Origin of the sequence: Shewanella phaeophyticola (assembly GCF_025398315.1) — a bacterium.
GTDB classification, from domain to species: domain Bacteria; phylum Pseudomonadota; class Gammaproteobacteria; order Enterobacterales; family Shewanellaceae; genus Shewanella; species Shewanella phaeophyticola.
Genome location: NZ_JAODOQ010000001.1, coordinates 1334552 through 1356536 on the forward strand (window position 1 = coordinate 1334552; position 21985 = coordinate 1356536).

Here is a 21985-nt window from a genome sequence, read left to right on the forward strand (position 1 = left end):
AATAATTAATTAAAACTATTTATGTTGTAACGGCAATTATCAAATGTAGGCTTGCTTGTTAATCTGTTTATCGAAATTGACACATTATGCTAATAGCACTTCACAAAAAATACCAATAACAAGGAACAACCTAATGAAATATCAAGGTTATACAACATTTAAAGCAAGCCAAGAGGGCGCGATTTTAACGGTCACATTCGATTTTGGTACAGTGAATGTACAAGGCCAAGAGATGTTAGCGGATTTAAATGGCTTAGCCATGCGGCTTGAGCGTGATCGCGACGTTAAAGTGGTGGTGTTTCAATCTGCCAATCCTGAAGTGTGGGTATCGCACTACGACACCAACCTGTTAAAAGACATGTCAACAGAAGCCGTGTCTCGTGATGATGTTAAGTTGCTTGATTTACAAGTGATCCTTGAACGAATTAGCAAGTTACCGCAAGCGACCATCGCTAAATTAGAAGGTTTTGCGCGTGGCGGTGGGCATGAGTTTGCTTTAGCGTGCGACATGCGTTTTGCTGCTCGCGGTAAATATAAGTTTATGCAAATGGAAGTGGGCATGGGCATCTTACCTTGTGGTGGCGGAGCTTCTCGTATGGCACGTCAAACCGGTTTAGGCCGTGCATTAGAAATTATTTTAAGTGCTCGTGACTTTAGCGCCGATGAAGCAGAAGCTTACGGCACCATCAATAAAGCATTAGATCCTGACGAAATTGGCTTTATGTCGATGCATTAGCACAACGCATTGCTCAATTTCCTGCTGAATCAATTAATGCCTGTAAACAAGCCGTCTATGAGTCTACCGACAAACCGATTGAAGAAGCATTAAAAGCAGAAGCCTATTGGTTATATCAAGCAACCAGCAAAACCCCAGCCATTAAACGTTTTACCATTGCCGATGAGCAAGGGCTTGAGCATGACATCGACAATCAACGTCATTGGAATGAGCTAGTGATGAAGGTGCAAGAAATAAACTAACCTTAATCGCGTGCCATCATCAACGCTGATGCAGTTTGTCAGCGTGAATGACCCACTCAATTAAACGAGACAATATTATTATGAAAAAAATTATTTTAGTCACAGGTGCTACCGACGGTATTGGTTTAGCCACAGCCAAAATGTTGGTTGCACAAGGGCATCATGTCCTTATTCACGGGCGTAATGCACAAAAACTAAACCAGGTTGAGGCCGAGCTCAAAGCCATACCGGGTGCCGGCGAAATACAAAGCTACCGCGCTGATTTATCGAGCCTAGTTGATGTTGCTGCATTGGCTGATGCCATTAGTGCTCAGCACAATAAGCTTGATGTGATTATTAATAATGGCGGTGTGTACAAAGTGCCTCAAATTACCAGCATTGATAATTTAGATGTGCGTTTTGTGGTTAATACCATTGCGCCTTATCTATTAACTCAGCGCTTATTGCCCTTGCTAGACAGCACTGGTCGCGTGGTTAACTTATCTTCTACGGCTCAAGCTAGTGTTAATTTAGCTGCATTAGCCAGCGCCAATGCTGAAGCCTGCTGATGGTGCCGTCTACGCACAAAGCAAACTGGCAATCACTATGTGGTCAGTGCATTTAGCGACGACATTACAACATAGTGGACCGGCTTTTATTGCCGTTAATCCAGCGTCATTTTTGGGCAGCAAATTAGTCAAAGAAGCCTACGGAATGGCCGGTGCTGATTTAAATATTGGTGCAGATATTCTTTGCCGCGCGGCATTGTCTGATGAGTTTGCTCAAGCATCAGGACGTTATTTTGATAATGACCAGGGGCAATTTACTCAGCCCCATGCTGACGCGTTAAATAAGACAAAAAATCAACAGTTAGTGGCGGCGATTGAGTCAATTATTGCCCAAGTCAATGTAGGATAAAGAGGTTGTTATGTTAGGTGAAAACCATTGTTTAATTCTTGATTTCCCAGAATTTACCCAGCGTATTACTGAGCTAAATGCAGCCGACAGTCAATTTGCTGCAGATGCCAATCAGTATCATGAACTTGATCTAGAAATTCGCACCTTAGAGTTAGACGGTGCGCCAATTAATGACGAAGATATGCACCAGTTAAAGCATCGTCGTTCATTATTAAAAGATTCTTTATATCAGCGTATTACTAACGCGGTTAAACGTTAATTATCTTAGCAGGATTGACGTGCCCTCATAGGATGTTGAGGACCATCTTGCTCAATATTTTATGACTATTGATGTGTCAGGTGAAATTGTCAGTCGCTGACGATTTAGTTTGGCACAACAGCTTTGAGCTACATGGAAGGTAGAAAGGGTCATTATGTTGGTGACAGACCTAATCACTTAATGAGGCCTGTTGTCATCGCGACATTATAAACCGTCTAAAGAATGGTTAAGGATAGATCTATGCAATACCAGGGTAAAGTGTATCGTCCGTGGATGGAAGCAAACAGTTTGCTGATCCAAGCCACATTAGGTTGCAGTACTAATCATTGTACATTTTGCACCATGTTTGATGATAAGCGTTTTAAAATAAGAGATCTTGACGATATTTTTCGTGATATTGAGCAGGCAAGGCGTGTAAACCCTAGGGTTGAGTCGATATTTTTAATCGATGGAAATGTCATGGCGATCCGCACCGAAATACTGCTTAAAATTATCAATAAAGTGACTGCCACTTTCCCTGAGCTAACCCATTTAGCCTTGTATTCTGGCTTTAATGATTTTAGACGCAAGAGCATTGCAGATCTTAAGGCAATTAAAGACGCTGGAGTCACCACGGCTTATTCGGGTTTAGAGTCCGGCGATCCGCAGGTGCTCAAACAGGTGGATAAACGGATGACTCGCGAGCAAGCCATTGAAGGCATGGCTATGGCAAAAGAGGCGGGAATTAAAGTATTAGCCTCGTTTATTTTTGGCCTGGGCGGCCGTGACCGTTCTGTCGAGCATGCAATTAATACCACGAGTTTACTCAATATTATGCAGCCAGATGCCATTGCCCCTATGGTATTGGCTGTGCAACCCGGCTCGCAGCTTGAGCAACAAGTTAATCGCGGTGAGTTTATCTTGCCGACTCAGTTACAAGTATTGCAAGAAGAGAAGTACCTACTGGAAAACCTTGAAGATTTTGACTGCTATTACTGGGGCGACCATGGCAACAATGTGTCGCCGATGCGAGGTGAGTGGCCTGCTGTTCGTCAACCATTTTTACAACGAATAAATCAACATATTGAACATAATAACGCAGCCAATCAGAACATCATTCAAAGTTTTGCTTGGTAATTGAGTTTGCTCGGGAGCAAGACATGAAAAAAATATTGATAAATTTTGCCCATCCAGCGAAAGGGCGATCGAACATTAATGCCCAGTTGAGGCCGCGGTAGAAAACATTGAAGGCGTGACTATTAATGATTTGTACGCCAATTACCCTGATTTTTTAATTGATGTCGCTCGCGAGCAACAGCTGTGTGAAAGCCACGATGTGATTATATTTCAGCATCCATTTTACTGGTATTCAACGCCTGCAATTGTTAAAGAATGGCTAGATTTAGTGCTAGAGCACGGCTGGGCTTATGGTAAAACGGGCACGGCGTTAAAAGATAAATGGTGCTTTCAAGCTATTAGCGCGGGGGGCGATGCGACAACTTACCGACTTGATGGCGCCAATCAATTTACCATTGCCGAATTAACCTCGCCAATGCGTGCCACCGCCAATTTATGCTTAATGGAGTGGCTACCGCCATTTGCGGTGATGGGCGTGCACCGTGGCTTGCCTTTAGCGCAAGTTACAGGCCACGCAGAAGCGTATCGACGCCTTATTATCGCTATTCGTGATGGCGTATTAGATAAAGACAAAGCCCAACAAGCTGAGTTTTTAAACGCAAATCTTGACGACATCATGTTAAGGGCATAAACAATGGAATATTTTTTACTGCAGTTATTTATTTTCTTAGCCGCGTCAGCCATTGCCGTGCCAATAGCCAAACGTTTAGGCCTAGGTTCGGTGCTCGGTTACCTTATTGCCGGGATGATCATTGGTCCGTTTGGGATTTCACTGATTGGCGATGTTGAAGTCGTGATGCATTTGACTGAGTTTGGCGTTGTGATGATGCTATTTTTAGTGGGCTTAGAGTTAAGGCCTTCCATGTTATGGCAAATGCGTACCCCCATTTTAGGCATGGGCGGTATGCAAGTGGTGTTATCGAGTCTTGTCATGGCGGCTATTGCGCTATGGGCTTTGCCTTGGCAACAAGCGCTGGCGGTTGGGTTAATTTTGTCATTATCCTCAACGGCGATTGTGCTACAAACCCTCAAAGAAAAAGCCTTAATGAATACTGCGCCAGGCCGCTCGGTGTTTTCAGTGTTGTTATTTCAAGATTTAGCCGTGATCCCCATGTTAGCGTTTATGCCACTACTGGCCACGTTAACCTTAGGCGATGATGGACATCATGGCTCGGTGTTATTTGATATCAATACCTTACCAGCGTATTTACAAGTGATTGCGACCCTGCTGGCGGTTGTGGGGATTTTAGTCTTAGGGCGTTATGCCAGTAGACCCATATTTAGAGCTATTGCAGCCACTGGCGTTCGAGAAATTTTTGTCGCGGCGGCATTAGCGCTGGTGGTGGGAATTTCATTATTAATGACCGTAGTGGGCTTGTCGCCTGCGTTAGGGACATTTTTAGCCGGTGTGGTGTTAGCTGACAGTGAATACCGTCATGAACTTGAAAGCGATATTGAACCCTTTAAAGGCTTATTACTTGGGGTGTTCTTTATTTCAATTGGTGCCAGCCTTAACTTCAGTTTAATTGGCGATAATGTGGCGCTTATTGCAGGCTTAACCGCGGGCTTAATTGTGATTAAGTGGTTAATATTAGTCATTACAGGCAAGGTCTTTAAGGGGGCAAAAAAAGACAGAGCGTTATTTGCTGTTGCATTAGCACAAGGCGGCGAATTTGCGTTTGTGTTATTTCAATTTGCCAAGGTCAATGGCGTACTCGGCGCTGAGACAGTAGAGCCGTTAATCTCTGCGGTAGCGATTTCGATGTTTTTAACCCCATTGATGTTTATGGCCTATGAAAAACTCGCGATATCAAAAGACGATACTCAATTAAATACTCGAGAAGATGACAACATTGAGCACAGTGGTCATGAGGTGATTTTAGCTGGCTTTGGCCGTTTAGGTACTGATTTAGGCCGTTTTCTAATCTCTGCTGGGGTTAAGCCAGTGATTATTGACCATGACTCAACTAACGTTGATGTACTGCGTAAACTGGGTTATGAGGTGTATTATGGCGACATTACCCGCTTAGACTTGCTTGAAGCTGCTGGTGCTAAAGAAGCGAAATTATTAGTGATAACCATTGGTGACATTGAAAAATCAACGACCTTAATTGAGCTGGTAAGAAAGCATTATCCACACCTCAAAATTGTGGTTAATGCCGATGACCGTCAGGCAAGCTTTAAATTGATGGAATTAAATATTGAGCATATACGCCGTGAAACCTTTGGCAGTGCACTGGCATTAGGCCAAGATGCTTTGCAGCAATTAGGTGTTGACCCGTATGAGGCTTACCGTTTAGCGCGTATTTTCCGTAAGAAAGATGAAGAAATGATGCCAGATCTCTACAAGTGGCATTGTGAAGAAGAGCATTATATTTCTCACTATCAACAAAAGCATGCTGAGTTAGAAGCCTTAATGACGCGCGACTTACATGCCGACAATGATGAGCTAGACAAAGCCTGGATCGCTAAAAACCCGACGTTATGATGAGTTCTAATAAACAGTGATAAAAAAAACGCCTAGATATTACACTAGGCGGTTTTTATTTGTTCGGTTTAACGACTAAGCTTTCATTGCTTTTTCGCCGCGAGCTAAGCCGACAACACCTGAGCGAGAGATTTCGACCACTTTGGTCATGTCGCCTAATGCATGAATAAACGCATCGATTTTGTCGCTAGTTCCCACCATTTGTATGGTGTACAAATGGGTTGTAACATCGACAATCTGACCACGGAAAATATCCGTAATGCGTTTGACTTCTTCTCGTTGTTCACCCTGAGCTTTCACTTTCACTAATGCAATTTCACGCTCAATATGTGCCGCTTCAGTGATGTTAGCCACTTTTAAAATATCGATAAGCTTATGCAATTGCTTTTCGATTTGCTCTAAGACCGATTCGTCTGCGATAACCGTAATGTTAAGCCTTGAAAGCGTGGTGTCTTCTGTGGGAGCCACGGTTAAGCTTTCAATGTTATAACCACGCTGAGAAAACAGACCCACAACTCGTGACAATGCGCCTGGTTGGTTTTCAAGTAATACAGAAATAATACGACGCATTAGCTTTTCTCCGTTTTGCTTAACCACATTTCGTTCATCGCGCCGCCGCGGATGAGCATAGGGTAAACGTGTTCAGTTTCGTCTACGCTGATGTCCACAAACACTAACTTATCTTTCATTGCTAGGGCTTCAGCAAGTTTAGACTCAAGTTCATCGGGATGATTGATGTTCATGCCGACATGGCCATAAGCCTCAGCGATTTTGGCAAAATTAGGCACAGAATCCATATAAGATTGTGAATGGCGACCTGAGTAAATCATGTCTTGCCATTGTTTAACCATGCCAAGGAAACGGTTGTTTAAGTTAATAATTTTTACCGGAGTATCATATTGTAAAGCCGTTGATAGCTCTTGAATATTCATCTGAATCGAACCGTCACCCGTTACACAGACCACGGTTTCATCAGGAAACGCCATCTTAACGCCCATAGCCGCAGGTAAACCAAAGCCCATGGTGCCTAGACCACCAGAGTTAATCCAGCGGCGTGGCTTATCAAATGGATAATACAGGGCGGCAAACATTTGATGTTGCTACCACATCAGATGCAACATAGGCATCGCCATTGGTCAGCTTATGTAATGTTTCAATCACTTGTTGTGGTTTGATGCGGTCAGTAGTGCGATCAAATTCAAGGCTTTTACGTGAGCGCCAAATATCAATTTCACGCCACCAGTGGTTTAACGCTTCAGCGTCATTGGTGTCGCCGCTCTCATCTAACAACTCTAACATGCTGTCTAGAATATTATCGGCCGAACCGACAATCGGGATATCAACACGAACTGTTTTAGAGATAGAAGAAGGGTCGATGTCGATGTGTAAAATGGTTGCGTTAGGGCAGTATTTTTCAACATTGTTGGTGGTACGGTCGTCGAAACGTACCCCAATGCCAAAAATTAAATCGGTATTATGCATGGCCATATTGGCTTCATATTGCCCGTGCATTCCAAGCATACCTAAGCTTTGTGAATGGGTGCCAGGAAATGCACCAAGACTCCATTAACGTACTGATCACAGGAATATTCAAGCGTTCTGCTAGTTTAAGGATTTGTGCATCGCAACCCGATATTACCGCACCACCACCCACATACAAAACAGGTTTTTTTGCGGCTAGTAAGGTTTGTAATCCTCGGCGGATTTGGCCTTTATGCCCGGTAGTCGTCGGATTATAAGAACGCATTTTAACTGTTTTTGGATACACATAATCATGAAGCACATCTGGGCTTAGGCAATCTTTAGGAATATCGATAACCACGGTAGCCAGGGCGGCCTGATGCCGCAATATAAAATGCTTTTTTAACGATTTCAGGAATATCTTTTGCGTCTTTCACTAAAAAACTGTGTTTAACAACAGGGCGTGAAATACCAATCATGTCGCATTCTTGGAATGCGTCATTACCAATAAGGTTACTCGGTACCTGACCTGATAAAACAACTAACGGGATTGAATCCATGTAAGCGGTGGCAATACCGGTAATGGCGTTAGTTGCGCCTGTAGCCAGATGTGACAAGTACGACACCGACTTTACCCGTAGCGCGAGCGTATCCGTCTGCCATGTGCACAGCGGCTTGCTCGTGGCGCACAAGAATGTGCTCCATGCCGGGAATTTTATGAAGAGAATCATAGATGTCTAAAACTGAACCACCGGGATAACCGAATATGTGGCTTACGCCTTCATCGATTAGAGAGCGCACGATCATACTCGCGCCAGAAAGCTTTTCCATGAAATGAGTCCTTTTTAAGTTACCGTATGGTAAACAGTATCTTGTTATACAACGACGGTAATCGCTTTAAAAAATAAGTTTGAATGGTAATTCAAACCCGACGATTGAAATTAACAGTAGCTAAATTCAATGACTTGTTCACTCAGTGACTCAGCTGAATCACTGACCTCCATCTTATGTAAATTTATTTTTACTGCAAGTTCTTTCTCTAAATATTTTTCGAGGTTGAAATCATTTCATGTTTGTGATTTTTAAATTTCTATAGTAGGACGATTTATCACCAACACAAACACAATCAGGCCATCAATATTGATGGCCTGATTGTTTAATTTTAAGTATTTCTTACGGTTTAAGGTTGTGCCTCGATACTGGGTGTTTTCGGCAGTCGAGACTGTAAAAACTGACACACACCGACCAACAGTATTGAACTTAGCATCAGCATTGAAAAGGGCACAGCACTGCCATCATAAAAGTAGGCTAGTAATGGCCCTGCGGTTGCCCCAAAGCCAAAACGCAAGGTGCCGATTACCGCTGTAGCAGTACCAGTTTCTTGTTTAAATTTTAATAATACGATGGCATCGGCGTTAACAGACATGATCCCAAGTGACCCCATTAAGGGAATAAGCATCAACACAGTAAAGTGGTAACTCAAATCCAATAGGTTAACCAACAATAAACCACAAGCGGCGAGGGAGCCAAAAAACGTGGCAACATGGAGCATTCGTTTAGAACCATAACGCTCCACAATTCGTGAGTTAACAATATTAGCGAGCATTAATGCGCCCACGTTTGTGCTAAATAAAATGGCAAATAATGATTTGTCTAAGTTAAACACTTCCATATAAATAAACGGCGAAGCAGTTAAATAACAGAAAAAAGCGAATGAGGTTAATACTCCACTTGTGATGTTGAGTTTGACTCCACTGCGCGAAAATACCGTGTAATAAGCCCGAAAAAAGATTTTTGACTGCGACTATCGGCATCTTTATCACTGGGCATTTTTAATTTAAACAGCACGAGTGCTAATAAGGTAATGGCGTAACAACTTTGGCTTAAAAAGATCAGGTGCCAGTCACCAATTTCCATAATTAAGCTGCCAAGGGTGGGAGCTAACAATGGCGCTAACATCATAATTAGGCTGACATAAGACATACCTTTAGCGGTGTTATCACCATAAACTTCTTTGATATAGCCGGGCACCACAACCGTAGCAGCAGCACCAATAAATGCCTGGGCAAATCGCAACAGCAAAAACTGTTCAATACTACCACTTAGCGCAATAAGTAAACTGATGAGAGTAAAACCTGAAAGTCCAAAAATGACTAAAGGGCGGCGGCCAATTTTGTCGGCTAATGCTACCAAACGTCAGCATGCCAACGGCATAACCTGCCAAGTAAATACTTAATGATTGCTGCACCATGGTGATGTCGGTATCAAACCCTAGTGCCAGCACTGACATTGCCGGTAAATACATATCGATAGCTAAAGGGGTAATAGCCACAATCGCTGCCAGCATTGGGATTAACATTGCTAAATTAGGAATGCCTGCTGCCACGGTTGATGATGTTGATTTTACAGGCGTTACCACATAAACCTCGTGTACTTAATTAGACTTGAGCAGCTCATCGCTCAAAAGAACGCATAGTTTAGCATGTATTAATGGAAAGATTATCATACCACTTCCATTAATTATGTGACCAATCAGAGTCGCTCAGACTGTTCAGTTTGAGGCGCATTGTTGAAATAATGGTTATTCCCTTCTAAGGCAATGCAACAAAGAAATGGACTGTCTGAGCGCCTCTACAAGGCGGGTTTCTGTGCCTTCTATGCTGCTTAATAGTATTTTGACGTACGACTGCATGGATGCAGGAGGTAGAGCAACGCAGGAGCAGTTGCCGAGAGCAACTATGCCTACAATCCTATTACTTGCCTAGAATGCACAGAATTCCCGCTGAATGACCAGATAATTAGTGGAATTGGTATCATGGAATTGTTAGCGGATTTTACAACAAAACGCAGCACAGACTTGTTCATGTTTTATGCAACATTTTTATCATCAAATATTAACACTCACGCATTAGTTTATGGGTTTTAATCTGATGAAATGAATCCATTCAAAATGATGAAGTTTGCAAAATGTAAAGCCCCGCTATTAATTTCAGTACTCCTTTCTACTGTGTTACTTTCTGGTTGTGATGGCGATGATGGTCACGACGGCATCAATGGCATTGATGGTACAAATGGGGTAGATGGAACAAATGGCACGGATGGATCTAATGGTGTTTCTGCATTAGTTAATATTACTGAACTGTTGGCTGGTAATGCACAATGTCCATTTGGCGGTCAGCAAATTGAGACCGGTTTAGATACTAACAATAACAATGTGCTCGACGTTGCAGAAGTCGATGCTTCGCAAACGCAGGTGATTTGTAATGTGTCACAACGGCAATTGAGTGTTGAACTTGTCGGGCGCTATCAGTCAGATGTGTATGGATTAAGTGCTGCTGAAATTGTCGATTATCATGCGGCTAGCCAAACGGCATTTGTGGTTAATGCCCAAAGTGGCAAAGTGGATTTGCTCGACTTATCAACACTCACTCAAACACCTGTTATGGGGGAGGCGGGTTACACGCTAAACAATATCACCAAATTAGCCGAACTTGACCTTAATGCCGACACTGGACTTGCCCTGCTTGGCGCCGTTAATAGTGTTAGTGTGTCGGGTGATTTACTCGCGGCAGCGGTTGAGCGTGCCGATGCGAATGGTAATGCTACGCAAGGTAATGGCATTGTGGCATTTTATCGTTTATCTGCATCGTCTTTGCCACAGTATTTATCATCTGTAGATGTGGGGGCGCTACCCGATAATGTCACATTTAGCCCAGATGGCAGCGTGTTGTTAGTGGCTAATGAGGGTGAGCCTAATAGCGATTATTCAGTTGATCCAGAAGGTTCTGTTGCCATTATCGATATCATCAATAATTCGCCAGCAAACGTTGCAACGCTGGTGGGGTTTAGTGATTTTAACGTCGGGGCGGCGCGAGCTAGTGAGTTAAGTGTCGACATTAACATTACTGACCCGGTGCTACAGTCGCCCAAGATTTAGAACCCGAATACATAGCGGTGTCACCAGACAGCCAGTTTGCTTATGTCAGCCTGCAAGAAAATAACGCCATTGCCGTCATCGATATACAAGCAAAAACGGTCACGCGCATTAATGCCTTGGGAGTCAAAGACTTTGGTTTGGCAGACAACAAAATCGATGCCAGTGATAAAGACGATATGGTAAACCTGCAATCTTACGCTGGTGTTTATGGAATGTATCAACCCGATACTATCGTGAGTTACCGTTGGAATAACACTGACTTTATTGTGAGTGCCAATGAAGGTGATGCTCGTGATTATGATGGTTTTTCTGAAGAAGCGCGCGCCGAAGACTTAACCCTTGATACAAACCATCCGCAATTTGCATCTATTCAAGATGACACTCAACTGGCGCGTTTAAAAGTGACCACAAGCATAGGTGACGACAACAACGATGGCCTAGTTGATCGCATTATGGCGTACGGTGGACGTTCATTTTCGATTTGGACCGCACAAGGCCAACAAGTATATGACAGTGGTAGTGATTTTGAGCAGATCACCAGTGCGTTATTAGGGATGAATTTTAATAACAATAACGATGAAAACAAGGGGGATAGTCGCAGCGATGACAAAGGCCAGAGCCTGAGGCGTTAACCATTGGGCAACTTGGTGACAGTACTTATGCATTTATTGGTTTAGAGCGCACTTCAGGCTTTATGATTTATGATATTAGTAATCCTTTTGCAGTATCGTTTGTAGATTACGTGCATAACCGAGACTTTGCTGCAGACTTTGCTATTGATGACGGTGATATTGAAGGACAGGCAGCCCAAGCCGGTGACTTATGGCCAGAGGGAATGAAATTTATTACTGCAACCAATAGCCCAACTGGGTTGCCTTTATTGGTCATTGGCAATGAAGTTAGCGGCACCACAACCGTATACCAATTATCATTTAACTAATTGATATAATTTGAATTTTGTCAACAAAGCGCCAAGGCTAATATCCTTGGCTTTTTGATGTTAACCGACAAAAAAAATTATGATGACAACGATTGAATATGTCGTAATTAATTTGAAATAAAACTATGATAACCACCAAAGTAATTGCGGTGGAGTTGTTGTGATTTTAAGTCGATTGTATTCGTTTATGCCTGGTTTAGAGACCTTTGCTCGATATGAGAGAAGTTGGCTTAAAGACGATGTGACCGCAGCCTTATCTGTTGCGGCCGTGGCATTACCCGTTGCCATTGCGTATGCGCAACTCACTGGCGTGAACGCCGCTGTTGGTTTGTATTCTTGTGTGCTCCCCATGTTGGTTTACGCCTTGTTTGGCACCTCAAGACAACTTATTGTTGCACTTGATGCTGCCACCTGTGCTGTGATTGCTGCGGTTGTTACACCATTGGCTGCTGGTGATAGCTTAATGCATTGGCAGTTAGTGATGACCATGACGGTGATGACGGGTTTTTGGTGCTTAATTGCCAGTCGATTTAAATTAGGCGTGCTGGCTGATTTTTTGTCTAAACCCATTTTAATGGGGCTGTTAAACGGGGTTGCTGTTACCATTATTGTAGGGCAATTCTCCAAAATATTTGGTTTTACCTTTGATGAAAAATACCTTCTTGAGCGCTTAAGTGGTGCGCCGAGTTACTTGTCACAAACCCACATTCCCACGTTTTCGATGGCAGTATTAACCGTGATTGTTTATTTTGTGATGAAACGAATTAAACCCACTTGGCCAGCATCAATGTTTGCCATTGCAGTGGGGGCGTTGTTGGTGTGGGGATTTAAACTCACCGAGTACGATATTGCTGTGATTGGCTCTGTGGCTGGCGGTTTACCTTCGTTTCAAGCGCCTGCGTTTAATATTGGTATTGCCCGTGAGCTGGTGATGCCTGCACTAAACTTAGCCATGGTGAGCTTTGTGAGTATGATGCTCACAGCGCGCAGTTTTGCCGCTAAAAATGGTTATGATATTGATGCTGATAAAGAATTTAAAGCGTTAGGCCTCGCCAATATTGCCTCGGCATTATCGCAAGGTTTTGCGGTCAGTGGCGCTGACTCTCGCACTGCGGTTAATGATTCGAATGGCGGTAAAACTCAATTGGTATCGGTTATAGCAGCAGTGCTGATAGCCATAGTGGCGGTTTTTTTGACCGCGCCACTTGAATATATTCCCAGCGCAGCCTTAGGTGTTGTGTTGGTTATAGCATCAATTCACCTTATCGATTTTAAAGCAATTTGGGTGTTGCGCCTGCGCGATCGCCAAGCATTTTACTTAGCGCTGACAACGCTCTTTGCGGTGTTATTTATTGGGGTTATCCCTGGTATCACGCTTGCGGTATTGCTTGGATTATTTCAATTTTTACGCACGGTAATGCGGCCAACCGATCAAGTGTTAGGGCTGGACGTAAAAGGGATTATTCGCAGTATTGACGGCAGTGACAAGGCTGCGGCAGTTCCGGGAGTATTTATTTACCGGTTTAATTCACCGTTAACTTACTTTAATTCAACCTATTTTAAACGCAGGTTACTTGAACGGTTTGCTAGGCAAAAATCAGCTTGAACCCGTTGATTGTGTCATGATTGACGCCGTGCCGTGTTTTACACATTTAGATTTGAGTGTCATGGCGATGTTAACCGACATAGAGGCCTTGCTGCGTAAACGTGGTGTAAGCTTAGTGTTAGCTGGCAGAAAACGTCAGCTAATCAGTTGGTTTGAGCAAACGGATATGGTGGTAGGGGATGAGGGGATTATCATTCGCTCAGATTTATATTTAGCGCTCAAGTTACATCAAAGCCATTTAGCCGCCACGGCAGAATCAACAGAGAGTAATGACAGTGCAGATGATAAACAGTCAATCTTGATACACAGTCAAATTTAATGTGTCACAAGTTTTATTAAATTATTGATTTTTAATCATTTAATAATTGTTGTTTAGGGCGGCTTTATTCTATAGAATCGCCCGAAATAACTGAGGTATGGCAATCATACCTTTTAATGACGCCCCCTCGAAAATCTGGCTCTTAACTTCCTTTCTGAGCCCTTAAGTAAAGTACAAAGCGTAGTCTCCCTGTTGGATGTGGCATGTATGGTTTCGCAAGTAAGTGAAGCAATGCTGGATGTGATCGCAGATGCGTTAGTCGATAAAGGATACATTCTTTTATCTGACATCATTCCTGATTATGTAAGCTTAGCCTTGCTTGAAAAAATGCAAGTTGAGCAAAATATTAAATTTAAAAAAGCCGCCATTGGTAGAGGTGTTGAGCAACAAATCAACGCCAATATTCGCTCGGACAAAATTAGTTGGTTAGACAATCAAGATCATACCGATCGTGAATACCTTTCGATTATGGACCAATTAAAAGAGGGCTTAAATCGTCGCTTATTCATGGGATTATTTGATTTCGAAAGTCATTATGCTGTGTATGAACCAGGCGCATTTTATAAAAAGCATGTTGATGCATTGCACGGCAGTCAAAACCGTATTTTGTCGACCGTGTTTTTTCTCAATCCTGACTGGCAAGAATGTGATGGGGGCGAGCTGGTGATTTATGACGAGCGTGACCAAGCTTTAGCTGTGGTTAGTCCTAAAATGGGTACCCTGGTACTATTTTTAAGCGAACGCTTTCCCCATGAGGTGTGTCCAACGTTTAAAACCCGTAATAGTATTGCCGGTTGGTTTAGGGTCAGTAATGCTAACCATGGTTTTTAATCTCAAGGCCATGATTTACATTCAATAATTATGATATGTAAACACAGATAATGTTTTGACATTCCTTATCTGTGTTTTATTACATTTTCTTTTTAGCGCTATAAATTCCCATTACCTCAGTAAATTGCAGCCATTTCTACGTTTTCTTACAATAAAGTCGACAGTTTGGCGCAAGTGATACTTTTCAATTTAATCACTATTGATATACGATAATGTGATGCGTATCGTGTTTATCACCGGCTTGTGTTGCGGGAGTTCAAATTTTATTAACCGTAGCAAAGATCTAATGAGTTTGATTGTTTAGGTACTGGCGAACGAGACACTAAAAAACAAACTATTTTACATAAGGAAGACAATAGAATGTTCAAACCAGCAAAGTGGATTTTGGCTTCATCATTTGTGTGTTTCAGTTCGGCGTCATTTGCAGAAGATGCAGCCGAAAAAGCTTTTACTAATGAATTGATTGAATGTGCTGCGTATTACCAAATTAGCTCTGAAGCCATCGGCGCCATGAATGCACCGCAAATGAAGGCGGTCGGCGAGCGTTTAAAGACCTCAGCAAGCGATGCACAAGCACTTGCCAGCAAATATCGCGGCGCTGAACAAGTTGGAAAAGATGTGGCTGCAGCTAAGCAGGCGCAAGTGACTAAGTTAGCGGGTTCAAATAACCTTCGTGGTTTAATGGCCGAGTATAAAGACTCGTGTAAGACGTTAGTGGCTGACCCGCAAAAACGTTTAGATTACTGGACAATGGCAACAATGTAATATGCACTAATATAATGTAATAATATTGATGGTACTTCCATCAATGATGATAGCGCCGTAAGCGAAAGAATTAATTAACTCTCACTTAGTTAACCATTCTCCTTGCGGTGTTTGTATTATATGGCCTGTGTCTGCCGCGGCTATGGCTTTTTGCGCTGCAAGTTTAGCGACCGTATCAAGGGTAATGTGGTTACGATTGGCTATCGCTTGATAATATTGTTTGCGTTTAGCATTGACCGATAACACCAACTGTTGTGTTGCTGGTGTATCGACCACCACCCCTAAATAACCATTAGTTTGTTCACCTACCCATCCTGATGATTTAGCCTGTTGTAATGTCACAGCCCAAGCATTTGAGCACCACAGAATACTGGTGGCAAGAAGGATCACGATAGCGAATGAAGATTTCATCATGTTTTCCGCCTAAAATAACTCATCGTTCTCAATCAAGGTGTCTAACTCTTTATCGACTTTGATTTTAATTTCATGTTCTATTTTGACATTGAGATTAATGACAATCGGCTTGTCAGGTGGCTCAATCTTTACAGTCGGTGTACACGCTGACATCACCAACGAGGCAAGCAGGGCACTGATACTAAAAACGCAGAGCGACGAATGTTTCACGAGAGTTATCCTTATGATGTTACTAAACTTATGTTGCTGAACCTATGTTACTGAACTTTGGTTTCAATTTTGTTTTGCAATTGGTTGCCAATCTGAGTGCTTTTATATAATTGGAGCAGGTTTTCCTGGTGGTCGTAATTGAGGTGAACCGGGCGCTCGATATCACGGCTTTTGCCTTTAACTCCTACATAAATAGAGGCATCTCCATTTGGTGTCATATCAAAGGTGCTGGCTAATTCAGTGTAGTTAAGGTGTTCCAGTGCTGTAAATACCAACTCTAAATAAGGTTGTGATAAGGCTAATTGATCCATCGCAGGGTTGCCGGCCACTTCAATTAAGCCTCCCGGCGAGCGTGCTGCCAATTTTCCGCCAGCAATTGTGACTTGCCCATCCACAATCTCTGCCGGTAATACCCCATCAAATATGCCACTGGCTTTTACGCCTACTTGGGGTTGTTCTTCTAACAATGTGGCCAAACTTAACCCTTGCAATAGCATATAACCGTGCGATTTTTCGTGCAGTTTCAGCACAAACTCTGGTAATAAAAAGCGCCCATCGAGCATGTCTCCGCTGGCCGTTAGGCTGACATTGGTTTCACTTAATCCGGTTAATTGTTGCAACCAGTTGGTCGGCACTTTGTTACCGTCTTTATTTAACTCAATATTGGCGTTCATGTTGAGGTTCGTGAGCAAAATACCAACGTTGGCCTTCTCTACACTGATCGCGGTTTGCGGACACACCAGTTGGCTTTGGGCAAAATGCTGCTCAGCCAATGGCGTGCCAGGTTTGTCATATTGTTGCTGCCAGTTAAATTGGCATTGAGCAAACACATCACCACCGATAAAAGACTTGTCGGCTAAGCGCCCGCTTAATGATGACAGCTGTTGCTGAATTTTCATTTCGAACTGGCTGGCGTTATTCAGTTCGCTTAAGGCAAACCCGGCGATTATGCGACTGTGTCCGTGTAGGCTAAAGTTTGTGGGTAATGGTTGAACTTTTCTCAGAGTGGCAAGTGCGGTGTCGATATCAGAATCAAATGTCCATTGGCCTGCTAGCGACAATGGGCTTTTTTCATCAGCGAATTTCAGTAAATGGTAACTGCTCAGGGCGAGGGTATCTAATTGCCATTGTTCACTGCCGACAAGTAAGCCCTTTGATAAATTGAGTGCTTGATTGACTGTGACTTTATTGAGTGCGACAAGTGGTTGCTTACGGCTTTTACCAATTTGTTTGGCGGCATCGAGTTGGTTTATTTTCCAGGTGACATTATTGGTCGCAGGGGACTGCAACCACCGCTGCAGTGTTTGCGCTGCGGTTTCTTGATCCTTAATGGACACTAAGGTGGGTTGTTCAACCTCAATACTGGCATTTTTGGCTGTTGCGTATGTGGTAACCGATTTTACACCTGTTTGATTGACGAGTTGCTGGCCTATAAATTCACGGCCACCAATGAGAAAGGCGCCAAATTGACTTCAATATTTTGCTGTAAGCTTATTGTCGAACTCTGGTCAAGGTTAAGCGTTAAATGGGCTAATTGTACGCCGATATTTTTTTGAATTTTATGAGTGCTTTTGTCGCCTTGTTGATCAGAGTAAATGATTTTATCAATGGCGAGCGTAGAGTTGGGGTTAATGCTGATAGCAATGCTGTCGACTTGGGGCGTATTCACTTCACCGTTTAAGTTGAGCGCTGCTTTTTCTAGGCTAAATTGTTCGATTTCGAGTTCGGGCATCCAAGTTGTTAAGTCAAATGCGGGGGCGTTGTTATCGATTTTTGACGGGGTTAATTCCACATTCCATTCAAACTGACTGCGCCATTGCAGGTCGGTATTTGCTTGCAAATGATGCAATGTGAGCAAGCTTTGTAAATGATGCCCATCAAGTTGTAAGCTAACTTTGGGTATACTCACTAATGTCGCGATAGCGCTATTGTTCAGTGGTAAACGCACTTCAATGGGCTTTGGTACAGTAATGGATAATTGTGGTGGTTTATGGGGCGGAGACAGTTGTGCTAATAGATTGTGTATTTGCGCATGAGTTGATGTGTCTGATACCAGTAGATCGATTAATTGCTCAAAATCCGCTTTATTGGGCGCTAACTGATATTCAAATGGCGCAAGGTTGAGTGTTAATCCTAAAAATGTTGAGGTTTCAGTTTGGGTATCGTTTGCAGCAAAAGGATTGCTAACAGGATATTGATCCATGTTGAGCATAAAATTGATGGGATTTTCTGGGGCGAAATACACACTTGGCCAACGTGCTGATCGTAATGAAAAGTCACTAATTGATTGTTGGCTACTAAGCGTTGCACTGACTAAATCAAGAGTGGTATGTGTGCGCCATTGCCCCTCAATGGTTAATTTTTGCTCGTTAATCGGCTGTAAAATAGATGACAATTGCGAGTGTAACCCTTTCAGTAAATTAGGGTTATTGTTCGGCTCATTTTGCGGTGAGCTTAATTGATTGTCATTGAGTAAATTTAAATATTGTTGCAAAGACTCAAGCCCCTGGTAACTCAAGCCTAAATCTACTTGAGTGTCAAACTCCCATGTTCGTTTGCCTAAGGTGGCATTGACACTGAATAGTGGGTAATCATCAAAGCGCCATAAGGTATCGAGTTGACCGGCTTTAGATAAGGTTAAATTATCCATAGTTAGACGATGTTGAGTCGCTTGATTATCATTTAACGCGGGTAATCTAATGTCTATTTGCCCTAAGGTTACTTTGGGTAATTTAGTCAGATTTAATTGCAATGTTGCTGGAGAGTCTTCGGTTTGTTGTGATTGACGAATAAAAAAACTTTCACCTAAATCAACATACACGCTTTGGGTGTCAATGCTGACAATGTCGTCGGCATTGAACTGTTGATTTCTTAGTATTTTAATACTGTCACGTAATTCAAGATTAAACTCTTGTACGGCAATATGGCTGTCTTCAATTTTCAGAATAAGCCTTGGAATACGGATATGATTTAATGAGACATATTCAGCATCAAAGTTAAGCACTTCAATGTGGTTATCGGCCAGTAAATTATTAAGTAATTTAACGGTAAGAGGTTTAGCTTGTTCGATTATCACCCACACCAAACCTACTGTGCATAACAGTATAAAAACCATAATCCGTTTGATGGTGAATATGCGCAATAGTATCTCGCTTTTTGCCGCGGTAACGATATTAAAAATGGCTAAGTATTGATGAGCTTAGCATGTTAATACTGTGATTGACGAAACCCTAAAAGATAATTAATTAGGCTTAATGTCAAGATGGTTTTCATTATGACTTGGTCTGCATCTAATACCATATATGGTATAAGGCCTGAAGAGGTCTATAATCTTGTGTGATACAACCCTTTCAAAAACCAATAAAAAAGGCGCAATTAAGCGCCTTTTAGGTATATTGTGGATATATTAAGCTGGCATAGGTTCAACAACAATATGTTCTAATTCGACCGCGGCAATTGTGTGCAATGCATCCATAGTTGCGCCCACTAAGCTAATCTTACCCTCAGATGACTCAATCAATACTGCTCGTTTAATTTCGTTGTATTGACGGTTGTGTCTAATCAAATTCGATAACGCCATTTGCATCGGTTGCATTGATGGGTTAAATGCAGCGTTTTCTGCATAACGGCCACAGAAGGTTGCACCATCTGTAGTCTCTAGTACTACAGCGGCATTAGTATTGGTGTATGGTGCGTAGCTTAATCCCATTTGGTCTAGTGCTTCGATGATCATTGGGTCATCAGAATTTAAACTAAATTCTTTTACACGTTTGCACAGTAGCGGCATGGTGACATTTAAGTCAGCAGGACTGAACCCATAAGGTAAGTAATAAGATAAGGTATGAGTTTCTTGCTGTGGAAGATGGATTTTAATGTTACTACCGTTGAACAATTCATTCATAAATTGACGACAGTGGCCACACGGGCTGTAATTAACAATAATATCTACAATTTCTGTTTCGCCGCTCAACCATGCGTGACTAATGGCGCTTTGTTCAGCGTGAACACTGTGAAATAACGCTTCACCAGGTAACTCAAGATTGTCACCCATATATAAGTCGCCACTTTTACCTTTGGCGATGGCACCTACATAAAACTCACTAATTGGAGGGTTGGCTAGTGCTGCAGCAATAGGCAATAGCTCCATTAACACTTGCTCTTCTTTTTTACCACTTGCTTCGACAAGCATTGCAAATTGATTGGCATCAATGTGACCACAAAATTGCTCGTGTAATAATGGTGCTAACGCTGTCGCTAATGGTTTGTCTAGCATGGTTATGCTGTCTAAAAATCGATTTTGCATTCCCTTAATCCTTAAATGAAATAACTGGGCAAAGTGATGATTCACTATAATGACTGTAAGTATTGATATAGGGCTTTGAGTAACTTTTGTTTGTGTTCATTCTCGCTGGTTTCTTCGACCAAGTTTTCGAGATTAATCACATAATCGGTATCCGATAAGCGTTGATGGCAAAACTCACGCCAGCGCCGGCTTTCATTGTCGGATAATGTTTCTGGGTAATTACGTGCCCGAAAACGAAAGAGCATTTCATTAATCCTAGGGTCATCAAATTGCAAGTCCAAGGCGGCTAAGTTGCGCGGCTCGGTGTGGCATATGATGTCCATTTTTGTTTTGTCTGCATGACTAAAAAATCCACCGCTGTACAACATAAGATCTGGATCGGTTATTGGTTTACGATCTGATTCTAATTCAAATACTTGGTTAAGTTTTTCTCGTAATTCTGGGTGGTTTCTTAAGCGTTTATATTGCTCGCGAGCAAAGTCTTTATCAAACTGTAATTTTGTGGCTACATCGTCGTCAAGTAATTTTGGCGATCCAATGAAAGGGCATTTATTTAAATGGATTTGTTTGAGCGGAATGGCCAGTTCATTTTCGGTTAATTCATGACGAGGTGTATACATGCGGTCACTGATCTCTTGAGCGGTTAACTCAAGTATCGGTGAGATGTCCATTGCTAAATTGATGCAAATAACGGCGTTTTTGTTGGTCGGGTGGTAAGCTACAGGTGCGATTAAGGTTGTACAACCCTGTGCCGCGCTAATTTTTGAGCTGACGTGCACTAATGGCTGCATTTTTAATACATCGATATGATCTGCTACAGCTTGTTTGCGGCGTAAATTGAAATAATAGTCATATAATTTAGGTTGCTTTTCTTTGATAAGCTTAGCCATGGCGATGGTGGCGTATACATCTGACATAGCGTCGTGGGCTTTTTCATGACTTAAGCCATTGGCTTGCGTTAACTGCTCTAACTTAAAGCTAGGCGTACCATCTTCTTTTAAAGGCCAATTTATTCCTTCAGGTCTAAAGGCGTAACAGGCTCTGACTAAATCGATAATGTCCCAGCGTGAATTTCCGTTTTGCCATTCCCGGCCATAAGGGTCAATAAAGTTACGATAAAAACCATATCGGCTGACTTCATCATCAAAACGTAATGAGTTATAGCCGACAACACAAGTGTTAGGTTGGCTAAATAAGTTGTTGATACGGCGCATAAACTCGGCTTCAGGTACGCCTTTCATGTTGGCGAGTTGCGGGGTGATGCCGGTAATTAAAATCGCTTCGGGTGACGGCAGGTAATCTGGGGCCTGTTTACAGTAAAAAGTTTCTGGCTCACTAATAATGTTTAACTCGAGATCGGTTCTAATCCCTGCAAATTGCGACGGACGATCTTTGGCTGGGTTAGCACCAAAGGTTTCGTAATCGTGCCAGAATAGTGTTGGTTGAATTGCATTAGCCATA

13 protein-coding genes and 6 pseudogenes are annotated in these 21985 nt (G+C 42.5%); 10 read left to right on the forward strand and 9 right to left on the reverse strand.

Annotated elements, in window-relative coordinates:
* Positions 1 to 133: 133 nt before the first annotated feature.
* The 6 genes and pseudogenes from N4T56_RS06280 (at position 134) to N4T56_RS06305 (ending at position 5738) form a co-directional block, all read left to right on the forward strand.
* Positions 134 to 978: pseudogene (locus N4T56_RS06280) on the forward strand (enoyl-CoA hydratase/isomerase family protein).
* Positions 979 to 1058: 80 nt separating this feature from the next.
* A pseudogene (locus N4T56_RS06285) lies at positions 1059 to 1875 on the forward strand (SDR family NAD(P)-dependent oxidoreductase).
* A 10-nt stretch (positions 1876 to 1885) separates the two neighbouring features.
* Complete coding sequence (locus N4T56_RS06290) at positions 1886 to 2134, forward strand: YdcH family protein (protein WP_261732613.1); 249 nt, start codon at positions 1886 to 1888, stop codon at positions 2132 to 2134.
* 240 nt (positions 2135 to 2374) lie between these two features.
* Positions 2375 to 3250: a radical SAM protein gene (locus tag N4T56_RS06295; protein WP_261732614.1), complete on the forward strand. Its 876-nt coding sequence runs from the start codon at positions 2375 to 2377 to the stop codon at positions 3248 to 3250.
* 106 nt (positions 3251 to 3356) lie between these two features.
* Entirely contained in the window at positions 3357 to 3881 is a 525-nt protein-coding gene (locus N4T56_RS06300) for an NAD(P)H-dependent oxidoreductase (RefSeq protein WP_390904112.1), read from the forward strand.
* 3 nt (positions 3882 to 3884) lie between these two features.
* Positions 3885 to 5738 carry a monovalent cation:proton antiporter-2 (CPA2) family protein gene (locus N4T56_RS06305; RefSeq protein ID WP_261732616.1) on the forward strand — a complete coding sequence of 618 codons (1854 nt, stop codon included), beginning with the start codon at positions 3885 to 3887 and terminating at the stop codon, positions 5736 to 5738.
* 75 nt (positions 5739 to 5813) lie between these two features.
* On the opposite strand, the gene ilvN is transcribed toward N4T56_RS06305, so the two are convergent.
* The 3 genes and pseudogenes from ilvN to N4T56_RS06320 all read right to left on the reverse strand — a co-directional run bounded on the left by ilvN (position 5814) and on the right by N4T56_RS06320 (position 9558).
* Positions 5814 to 6308: an acetolactate synthase small subunit gene (gene ilvN, locus N4T56_RS06310; protein ID WP_261732617.1), complete on the reverse strand. Its 495-nt coding sequence runs from the start codon at positions 6306 to 6308 to the stop codon at positions 5814 to 5816.
* Positions 6308 to 8030: pseudogene (locus N4T56_RS06315) on the reverse strand (acetolactate synthase 3 large subunit). The gene ilvN and the pseudogene N4T56_RS06315 overlap by 1 nt, the downstream one beginning before the upstream one ends.
* A 349-nt stretch (positions 8031 to 8379) precedes the next feature.
* A pseudogene (locus tag N4T56_RS06320) lies at positions 8380 to 9558 on the reverse strand (multidrug effflux MFS transporter).
* A 594-nt stretch (positions 9559 to 10152) separates the two neighbouring features.
* On the opposite strand from N4T56_RS06320, the pseudogene N4T56_RS22390 reads away from it, so the two are divergent.
* The 4 genes and pseudogenes from N4T56_RS22390 (at position 10153) to N4T56_RS06350 (ending at position 15597) form a co-directional block, all read left to right on the forward strand.
* Positions 10153 to 12076, forward strand: a pseudogene (locus N4T56_RS22390) (choice-of-anchor I family protein).
* Between the two features lie 187 nt (positions 12077 to 12263).
* Positions 12264 to 14001 (forward strand): annotated as a pseudogene (locus tag N4T56_RS06340) (SulP family inorganic anion transporter).
* A gap of 207 nt (positions 14002 to 14208) precedes the next feature.
* The gene (locus N4T56_RS06345; RefSeq protein ID WP_261732621.1) at positions 14209 to 14832 is read left to right on the forward strand and encodes a 2OG-Fe(II) oxygenase; all 624 of its coding nucleotides are present in this window, start codon (positions 14209 to 14211) and stop codon (positions 14830 to 14832) included.
* A 360-nt stretch (positions 14833 to 15192) separates the two neighbouring features.
* Complete coding sequence (locus N4T56_RS06350; RefSeq protein WP_261732622.1) at positions 15193 to 15597, forward strand: hypothetical protein; 405 nt, start codon at positions 15193 to 15195, stop codon at positions 15595 to 15597.
* 81 nt (positions 15598 to 15678) lie between these two features.
* Here the strand turns inward: N4T56_RS06350 and N4T56_RS06355 are convergent, their stop codons facing one another.
* The 6 genes from N4T56_RS06355 to sbcB all read right to left on the reverse strand — a co-directional run bounded on the left by N4T56_RS06355 (position 15679) and on the right by sbcB (position 21984).
* Positions 15679 to 16011, reverse strand: coding sequence for a YdbL family protein (locus tag N4T56_RS06355; protein WP_315903010.1), 333 nt, complete (start codon positions 16009 to 16011; stop codon positions 15679 to 15681).
* A 9-nt stretch (positions 16012 to 16020) separates the two neighbouring features.
* Positions 16021 to 16221 carry a YnbE family lipoprotein gene (locus N4T56_RS06360; protein WP_390904019.1) on the reverse strand — a complete coding sequence of 67 codons (201 nt, stop codon included), beginning with the start codon at positions 16219 to 16221 and terminating at the stop codon, positions 16021 to 16023.
* A 47-nt stretch (positions 16222 to 16268) separates the two neighbouring features.
* Positions 16269 to 17558 (reverse strand): YdbH domain-containing protein, encoded by a 1290-nt coding sequence (locus N4T56_RS06365; RefSeq protein ID WP_261732623.1) that lies wholly within the window; start codon positions 17556 to 17558, stop codon positions 16269 to 16271.
* Between the two features lie 92 nt (positions 17559 to 17650).
* Positions 17651 to 19297 carry a hypothetical protein gene (locus tag N4T56_RS06370; RefSeq protein ID WP_261732624.1) on the reverse strand — a complete coding sequence of 549 codons (1647 nt, stop codon included), beginning with the start codon at positions 19295 to 19297 and terminating at the stop codon, positions 17651 to 17653.
* Positions 19298 to 19627: 330 nt separating this feature from the next.
* Positions 19628 to 20524, reverse strand: a complete 897-nt coding sequence (gene cdd / locus N4T56_RS06375; RefSeq protein WP_261732625.1) for a cytidine deaminase — start codon at positions 20522 to 20524, stop codon at positions 19628 to 19630.
* Positions 20525 to 20568: 44 nt separating this feature from the next.
* Positions 20569 to 21984, reverse strand: coding sequence for an exodeoxyribonuclease I (gene sbcB, locus N4T56_RS06380; protein WP_261732626.1), 1416 nt, complete (start codon positions 21982 to 21984; stop codon positions 20569 to 20571).
* Between the last annotated feature and the right edge of the window lies 1 nt (position 21985).